The organism is Bradyrhizobium sp. JYMT SZCCT0428, from assembly GCF_018131075.1.
Classification (GTDB): domain Bacteria; phylum Pseudomonadota; class Alphaproteobacteria; order Rhizobiales; family Xanthobacteraceae; genus Bradyrhizobium.
The window spans coordinates 138555-147016 of the sequence record NZ_JAFCLS010000019.1 but is presented as its reverse complement, the minus strand read 5'-3'; the positions used below and the strand labels follow the sequence as shown (position 1 = coordinate 147016).

Genomic DNA, 8462 nt, shown 5'->3' with positions numbered 1-8462 from the left:
GAGTCAACCAAGAACTCGTCTCCGGGGAGATCACGGCATAAGCCGTAAAGCCATTGCGCAGGGAAGGCCGGGTGTTCACCGCTGCCCTGTATGCTCGTGTGCACTTTGTTTTGTGCAAACCGCACACGAGACCGCGGGTGCAGCGCGCACCCGGTCTTCCCTGCGCCCTCATTTTCGAGGGCAAGGAGATTTCTGGCAAACCTCGGGCGCATCGCGTCGCGAGAACGTAGTCACACACCCTCACTGTATGCTGGTTAAATCAGAATCTCACCTCTCGTCATCCCTGCGAACGCAGGGACCCATAGCCACAGGGTGACGTTTTGCGGAAGGTCTCTGTTACCGAGCCTCTATTGAGAGATCACGCGGTATGGGTCCCTGCGTTCGCAGGGACGACGAGAGAATTGGTTATGCTATCCTGCGCGCATCCACCCTCCCCGCCCAACGGAATTTGCAATTGACCTCCACCTCCCTCACGCCGCTCAACCGTCTCCGTCAGCAATGGCGTGAGAAACGCCCGACCTTCGGCGCCATCGCGACCATCCCCTCGATCCAGACGGTGCAGATCATGGCCCGCACCGGGATCGACTGGATCATCGTCGATCTCGAACACGGCCCGATCGATCTCGGCTCCGCGCATGCGATGATCACGGCCACTTCAGGCACGCCCTGCGTGCCGATGGTGCGGATTGCGGCCAACGAGCCGCATCTGGCAAAGGCGCCGATGGACATCGGCGCGCTCGGCATCAATTTTCCGATGATCTGCAGCGCAGCCGATGCCGAAAAGGCGGTGCGCAGCGTGCGCTATCCGCCGAAGGGCGACCGGCTGTGGGGTCCGTTTCACGCGCCGTTCCGCTGGGGCGTGTCGATGCCGGACTACATGACGACCGCGGACGATGACATGATCTGCATGATCACCATCGAACATGTCGAGGCGGTCAACCGCATCGACGAGATCATGGCAACGCGGGGCATCGACCTTGCGGTGATCGGCCCCGGCGACCTTGCGACATCCATCAACAAGCGTGGCCTGCCTGACGACCCCGAAGTGGTCGCGCTGATGCAACGCGCCGAGGAAGGCATCCTCAAGAGCGGCGTGCCGATCGGCGGCGTCGCGCGATCGGCCGAACAGGCCAATAAAATGATCGAGCGCGGGTATGTGGCGCTCGCGCTCGGCTTCGACTGGTCGCTGTTCCAGCGCGGCATCACCGCGAGCTTTGAAGGGATCAAGCGTTAGCTGCACGCCCTGCTTTGCCCACCGCGGTGTCGCTGCTAGTCTTTCCTGACAGGGAGAACAAACATCATGATCAGAAAAATTCTGCTCGGACTAACCGTCATTGCCTATGCCGGCGCCGGGGTCGCGATTGCCCAGCAAAGCGGCATCAAGCGTACGCCGCTGCAAAAACTCGACTTCCCGCCCGGCTACAACACCGTCACCGCGATTGCGGAAGTGCCTGCCGGCGGCGCGGCCGGCCGCCATACCCATCCCGGTGCCGAGACCGGCTATGTGCTCGAAGGCGAGCTTGAGCTCATCATCGACGGCCAGCCGCCCGTGAAGATCAAGGCCGGCGAATCCTACCAGATCCCGGAAGGCGCCGTTCACGACGCCAAGGCCGGCGACAAGCCCTTCAAAGTGCTTGGGGTTTACGTCGTCAAGGCGGGCGAACCATTGGCCAAACCAGCGCCATGAGGCTGTAGCGTTTTCCAGCGAAGCATGCCCTCGGACTTGATCCGTGGGTGGACCCGGTTCGCGTCAAGAAAGCGCGTCAAAATAAGGACCTGGAGCCCCGTTTCGATGCAATCGAAACGGAAAGGCTCTGGCGTCAAACCGGCCGGTTCGTGCTACATCAAGGGATTGGCGGGTCGTCGGGCCCGCCGGTTTTCTGATTTGTTGATTGCGGGAACTTGAGCGGAGCCATGCGCGGAACGGTTCGAAAAATAACATTGCCGCGCCGTCTCATCGCTGACCTCATGCATGCGTCGAACCGCGTGCCGTTTGTCTCGCTGGCGCGGCCGCTCAATATCCGCGGCCTGTCGGAAGCGCGTGCGCAGGCCGCAGCAAAGCCCGGCTGGGCGGCGATCTTCGTCAAGGCCTTCGCGCTGGTCGCCAAGGAACAGCCGGTGCTGCGCACGCTGTACGTCAAATGGCCAACGCCTGCGTTCTACGAACTGCCGCGCAGCGTCGCGATGGTGGCGATCGCGCGCGTCGAAGACGGCCAGGATTGCGTGCTGCCGCAAAAGGTCACCGCACCCGATGAAATGTCGCTCGCGGACGTCGATTCGATGATCCGGCATGCCAAGGAGGCTCCGATCGAACAGGTGCCGGCGTTCCGGAAAATCCTGCGCACGACGCGGCTGCCGCTGCCGCTGCGCCGGCTGTTCTGGGCGATCGGACTCAATTTCGGCCGCCAGCGCGCCAATTATTTCGGCAGTTTCGGGGTCACGTCGGTGGCCGCCTATGGCGCCGGCCAGCTCCACGCCCTGAGCCCGGGCCCGTTCGTCCTGAGCTACGGGGTCGAGAAACCGGACCAGACGATCGAAGTCGTGCTGCGCTGGGACCACCGGATCACCGATGCCGCCCTGATGGCCAAGGTGCTGAATCGGCTGGAACAGGTGCTGAACACCGAAATCGCAGGCGAATTGCGCTCGAATCGGCAGCAAACCGAGCCAAAAGTGGTCCGGGCGGTGGCGACCTGAGGGGCACCCGGCCGTCGTTCCGGAACGGCCCCTTGTCATTGACAGAACGGCGCTTTCTCCCTAATAACCCGCTTGCTCGCGGGCCGTTTTCGGCCCGCGTTGCGTTTCGCGACCCGTGGTTCTCCTTGAAGCTTTTGAGGCGGACCTGTCGGCACCGGGAAGTTCCCGGCGCACAGGAGGGCGCGTCTCCTCAAAACTCAAACTTATCAAGAGGACGCGATGACTAAGCGCAGTGAGGCGAAATACAAGATCGATCGCCGTATGGGCCAGAACATCTGGGGCCGCCCCAAGAGCCCCGTGAACCGCCGTGAATACGGCCCCGGCCAGCACGGCCAGCGCCGCAAGGGCAAGCTGTCCGACTTCGGCGTGCAGCTCCGCGCCAAGCAGAAGCTCAAGGGCTATTACGCCAACATTTCCGAGCGCCAGTTCCACGGCATCTATGTCGAAGCCGGCCGGATGAAGGGCGACACAGGTGAAAACCTGATCGGCCTCCTCGAGCGCCGCCTCGACACCGTGGTGTATCGCGCCAAGTTCGTCGCCACCATGTTCGCCGCGCGCCAGTTCATCAACCACGGCCACATCAAGGTGAACGGCCGCCGCGTCAATATTTCGAGCTACAAGGTCAAGCCCGGCGACGTCGTCGAGATCAAGGAATCCTCCAGGCAGCTCACCCCGGTGCTGGAAGCCGTCCAGCTCGGCGAGCGCGACGTGCCCGACTTCATCGAGGCCGATCACTCCAAGATGACGGCGAAGTTCACCCGCATCCCGGCGCTGTCGGACGTGCCGTTCGCGGTGCAGATGGAGCCGCATCTGATCGTCGAATTCTATTCGCGCTGATCGGAACGCATTTTCGAGCTATTAAAGGCCCCGGGAAAACCGGGGCCTTTTTTCTGCCCCCGGCGGGAGCACCCCATGCGCCTGAACGACTGCTACAACTTCCATGATTTCCGCAAGCTGGCGCAACAGCGCCTGCCCGGCCCGATCTTCAATTACATCGACGGCGCCGCCGACGACGAGGCAACGCTGCGCCAGAACAGCGCGAGCTTCGAGCGCTGCGACCTGGTGCCCAACGTCCTGCGCGGCGTGGAGGCCATCGACATGTCGGTGACCGTCATGGGCCAGAAACTGGCGATGCCGGTCTATTGCTCCCCGACCGCGCTGCAACGGCTGTTCCACCATACCGGCGAGCGCGCGGTGGCCGCAGCAGCTGCGAAATACGGCACGATGTTCGGCGTGTCCTCGCTCGGCACCGTGAGCCTCGAGGAGTTGCGCAAGGCGCACGATACGCCGCAGGTCTATCAGTTCTATTTTCACCGCGACCGCGGCCTCAACCGCGCCATGATGCAGCGCGCGAAGCAAGCCGGCGTCAACGTCATGATGCTGACGGTGGACAGCATCACCGGCGGCAACCGCGAACGCGATCTGCGTACCGGATTCTCGATTCCCTTCCGCCTGACGCTTGCCGGCATGGCCCAGTTCGCGATCAGGCCGATGTGGGGCATCAACTATCTCACCCATGAGGGCTTCAAACTGCCTCAGCTCGACGAGCACGTCGATATGAGCGGCGGCGCCATGTCGATCGGGCGCTACTTCACCGAAATGCTCGACCCTTCCATGACCTGGGACGACGTCGCCGAAATGGTGAAACTATGGAACGGACAATTCTGCCTGAAAGGCATCATGTCGGTGGCCGATGCCAAACGCGCCGTTGAGATCGGCTGCACCGGCATCATCCTGTCCAACCATGGCGGCCGGCAGCTCGACGGGTCGCGGGCGGCGTTCGATCAACTGGCTGAAATCGTCGATGCCGTCGGCGACCGGATCGACGTCATCATGGACGGCGGAATCCAGCGTGGCACCCATGTCCTGAAAGCATTGTCGCTGGGGGCCAAAGCGGTTGGCGTCGGCCGCTTCTATCTTTATCCTCTCGCCGCAGCCGGCCAGGCCGGCGTTGAGCGCGCGCTCGGCCTGATGCGGACCGAGATCGAACGCGACATGAAGCTGATGGGGTGCAGATCGATCGACCAGTTGTCCCGCGAAAATCTGCGCTTCAGATAATTCCCTCCTCTCCTCGCCGTCTTGCAACTACCGAGAGCCAGCCAATGACCTATTACACCCCTCCTCCGCGCGATCCCAAGGCAGCGCCGGTCCGTATCAATCTGCTGTCGGATACCCAGACCCGCCCCACACCGGCGATGCGCGAGGCCATGGCGCGGGCGGAAGTCGGCGACGAACAGATCGGCGACGATCCGACCGTCAATCTGCTCTGCGAACGCGTCGCCGACCTGCTCGGCAAGGAAGCGGCCGTGTTCATGCCGTCGGGCACCATGTGCAACGTCGCGGCGACATTGGCCTGGTGCCGGCCGGGCGACGAGATCCTGGCGCATGCCAGCGCGCACATCATTGCCCGCGAAGGCGGTGCGCATGCCGCCCTTGGCGGCTTCCAGATCACCCCGCTGCCGGGCGACGACGGGCAATTCTCGCCGGAGACGTTTCGTGCCGCGCTTCATCCGCGCTCGCGCTACCAGCCGCCGCAAACCGTCGTCAGCGTCGAACAGACCGCCAATATCGGCGGCGGCACGATCTGGAAGAAGGCAGCCCTGGATGAAGTCGTCGAAATCGCCAAGGCCAACGGGCTCGTCACCCATATGGACGGCGCGCGGCTCTTGAACGCCTGCGTCGCGTCAGGCATTTCCGCGCGCGACATGGCTGCGGGTTGGGATTCGGCGTGGATCGATTTCTCCAAGGGCCTCGGCGCGCCGGTCGGCGGTGCCATCGCCGGCTCGCGCGATTTCATCGACAATGTCTGGCGCTGGAAGCAGCGGCTCGGCGGCTCGATGCGGCAGGCCGGCATTTGCGCAGCGGCCTGCGTCTACGCGCTCGACCATCACGTCGATCGCCTCGCCGACGATCACGCCAACGCGCGGGCGCTGGCGCGCGGGTTGTCGCAGATCAATGGCATCGAGGTGCAGCAGCCGGAAACCAACCTCGTGTTCTTCAAGCCTGACGGCGCCGGCGTCCCGGGCGACAAGATGATCGAGGCGCTGCGCAAGCGCGGCGTGCTGCTCGCGATGATGGACGGCAGGATCCGTGCCTGCACCCATCTCGATGTGACGGCCGCGATGATCGAGGAGACGGTCGGTTTCGTGCGCGAGATCGTGCGCGGGGCTTGACGCTTACCTTCCCAAGGCCTGATAGATCAACGTCTTCAATGCAAGCTGAATCCGTCCGCGCTGCGATGGCGTCTGCACCATGAAGATCGCGAACATATCGTCCTTGGGGTCGATGAAGAAGAACGTGCCCGCGACGCCGTCCCAGCGGTATTCGCCCAGCGGCCACGACGTGTTCGGCGGCACCGACGTGCGTACTGCAAAGCCAAGCCCGAAGCCGCTCGTTTCGCCGGGGTAGTAGGCGTAGTCGCGCGCAATTTTGGTTTCCGCGCCGATGTGGTCGGACGTCATGAGCGCGATCGTCTCGGGCCTGAGATAGCGACGGCCTTCGAAAGTGCCGCCGTTCAGCAGCATCTGCGCGAAGCGCGCGTAGTCGCCGATGGTACCCACCATGCCGCCGCCGCCGGACTCCATCCTCCTCGGCTCCATCGGATCTCGAACGTTGGTAACCGGGCTGATCGCGCGATCGGTCGGCATCGGCTCGGCAATGCGTGGCCGCATGGCCGGATCGGTGACGATGAACGCCGTCTCTTTCATCCCGAGTGGGCCGAGCAACCGCTCCTTTTCGAACTCAAGCAGGGATTTTCCCGACGCCACCTCGATCACGCGACCGAGCACGTCGGTGGAGTAGCCGTAGTCCCATCGCGTGCCTGGCTGCTCGACCAAAGGCAGTTCTGCGGCTTGCTCGGCAAATTCGGCATTGGTCAGGTTGCGGCGCATGAGACCGGCCTCGGCGTAGCGGGCGCGTACGAGACCTCCTCCCATGTAACCGTAAGGCAGGCCGGAGGTATGGCGCAGCAAATCGGTGATCGTAATGGGCCGTTCGAGCGGCTCCTCGACCAGCGTCAATGTGCCGTCGTCGGCGCGCTTCTCGACACCGACTTTTGTCGCCGCAAAGGCCGGGATGTATTTCGAAATGGGATCGTCGAGTTTTAATTTTCCGTCCTCGACCAGCATCATCGCCGCCACCGAGGTGATCGGCTTCGACATTGAGTAGAGGCGGAAGATGGTATCCGGGCTCATCGGCAGTTTGGTCTCGACGTCGCGGACGCCGAAGCTCTCGAAATAGACCGGCTTGCCGTGCTGCTGGATCAGCAGGATCGCACCGGGGATCTTGCCGGTCGCGATTTCGTTGCGGATATAGTCGCCGACGCGCGTCAGGCCTTCGCGCGAAAAGCTTCCCTCGCGCGGCGCAGGCTCGCTGGCACGCACGACATGCGCCGAGACCAGGACGACGAATGCGGCCAGCGCCGCGACGAAAGCACCGCGGAGCCTCACGCCCTCAATTCTCCATCGCTTCATAAACCAACTGCTTGAGGGTGCGCTGGACGCGCTGCCGTTCGGTGGGGGTCTGTTCCAGCAGCACGAAAAGCATTTCCTGCTTGCGGTCGATCACCATGTAGCAACCTGAGGCGCCGTCCCATTTCAATTCGCCCAGCGATCCCGGCGGAGGAGGCTTGGCGTTGCCGGGATCGGTGCGCACGGCAAGCCCAAGCCCCATGCCGAAGCCGTCACCGGGAAAATAGAAATAGTCCCGCTCGACGCCGGAGCTCTTGCCGGTGTGGTCCGACGCCATCAATTCAAACGTCTTCGGGCTGAGATAGGTCTTGCCCTCGAACGTCCCGCCATTGAGCAGCATTTGCGCAAAGCGCGAAAAGTCGGCCATGGTCGAAACCATGCCGCCGCTGGCGGATTCCCATTTCTGGCGAACCTCGGTCCGGTACTGGCGGCCGACACGGAAATCACTGTCGTTCGGCACCGGCTGAGCGAGCCGTTGCAACCTCTCCGGTTCGGTGACGAAGAAGCCGGTGTCGGTCATGCCGAGTGGATCGAGCAGCTTTTCCTTCTCGATCTCGAGCAATGATTTTCCGGATACGATCTCCATGACCCGCGCCAGAATGTCGGTGGAATGGCCATATTGCCAGAGCGCACCCGGCTGGTTGTGCAGCGGCAGCTTGGCGATCCGTTCGGCGAACTCGGCGAGGTCGAATTCGCCCGCGTAGATGCTGGCTTCCTTGTAGGCCTTGCGCACCAGACTGTCGCCATAGAAGCCATAGGTGATGCCTGAGGTGTGGCGCAACAGGTCGAGAATGGTAATCGGCCGGGTCATCGCCACCAGTTCGAGCGTCCTGTTGCCGTCGTCGGCCTTTTTCTCCACGCCGACCTTCATGTTTGCGAAGGACGGTATGTATTTCGAGACGGGGTCATCGAGCTTGATCTTGCCGTCCTGGATCAGTTGCATCGCCACGACTGACGTGATCGCCTTGGTGAGCGAAGACAGGCGGAAGATGGTCTTGTCCGTGATCGGCGTCTTGGAGACCACATCCTGCACGCCGAAGGTCTGGTGATAGACCGGCTTGCCGCGCTGCTGGATCAGGACGTTCGCGCCGGCGATCTTGCCGGTTGCGACCTCGTTTGCGAAGAACTCGCTGATCTTGGCGAGTTTTGCTTCATTGAAACGTGCGCCCGCCGGCATGTCGAAGGTGCCTTGAGCGCGGGCGAGCGGCGGCACGCCTAACATCAGCGCGCCACAAACGAGCGCGCGCAGCATATGACGTGAATTCATTGGACCCCTCCCCGGAATTCGCCCGGGGAGTG

Annotated in this window: 8 protein-coding genes; 6 read left to right on the top strand and 2 right to left on the bottom strand. The window is 62.9% G+C overall.

Features of this window, described 5'->3' with window-relative positions; all coding sequences use genetic code 11:
* Window positions 1-454: 454 nt before the first annotated feature.
* The 6 genes from JQ575_RS21145 (at window position 455) to JQ575_RS21120 (ending at window position 5867) form a co-directional block, all read left to right on the top strand.
* Window positions 455-1234 (top strand): HpcH/HpaI aldolase/citrate lyase family protein, encoded by a 780-nt coding sequence (locus JQ575_RS21145; protein ID WP_249166788.1) that lies wholly within the window; start codon window positions 455-457, stop codon window positions 1232-1234.
* A gap of 66 nt (window positions 1235-1300) precedes the next feature.
* Entirely contained in the window at window positions 1301-1687 is a 387-nt protein-coding gene (locus JQ575_RS21140) for a cupin domain-containing protein (protein ID WP_212035111.1), read from the top strand.
* A 227-nt stretch (window positions 1688-1914) separates the two neighbouring features.
* Window positions 1915-2694 (top strand): acyltransferase, encoded by a 780-nt coding sequence (locus JQ575_RS21135; RefSeq protein WP_212035110.1) that lies wholly within the window; start codon window positions 1915-1917, stop codon window positions 2692-2694.
* 219 nt (window positions 2695-2913) lie between these two features.
* Window positions 2914-3531 carry a 30S ribosomal protein S4 gene (gene rpsD, locus JQ575_RS21130; RefSeq protein WP_192734154.1) on the top strand — a complete coding sequence of 206 codons (618 nt, stop codon included), beginning with the start codon at window positions 2914-2916 and terminating at the stop codon, window positions 3529-3531.
* Between the two features lie 75 nt (window positions 3532-3606).
* Window positions 3607-4752 carry an alpha-hydroxy acid oxidase gene (locus tag JQ575_RS21125; RefSeq protein ID WP_212035109.1) on the top strand — a complete coding sequence of 382 codons (1146 nt, stop codon included), beginning with the start codon at window positions 3607-3609 and terminating at the stop codon, window positions 4750-4752.
* Window positions 4753-4796: 44 nt separating this feature from the next.
* Window positions 4797-5867, top strand: coding sequence for a low specificity L-threonine aldolase (locus tag JQ575_RS21120; protein ID WP_212035108.1), 1071 nt, complete (start codon window positions 4797-4799; stop codon window positions 5865-5867).
* Window positions 5868-5870: 3 nt separating this feature from the next.
* Here JQ575_RS21120 and JQ575_RS21115 read toward each other — a convergent pair whose 3' ends face one another.
* Both JQ575_RS21115 and JQ575_RS21110 read right to left on the bottom strand, forming a co-directional pair.
* Window positions 5871-7166, bottom strand: a complete 1296-nt coding sequence (locus JQ575_RS21115; RefSeq protein WP_212035107.1) for a serine hydrolase — start codon at window positions 7164-7166, stop codon at window positions 5871-5873.
* Entirely contained in the window at window positions 7147-8430 is a 1284-nt protein-coding gene (locus JQ575_RS21110; protein ID WP_212035106.1) for a serine hydrolase, read from the bottom strand. Before JQ575_RS21110 ends, JQ575_RS21115 begins: the two co-directional genes overlap by 20 nt.
* Between the last annotated feature and the right edge of the window lie 32 nt (window positions 8431-8462).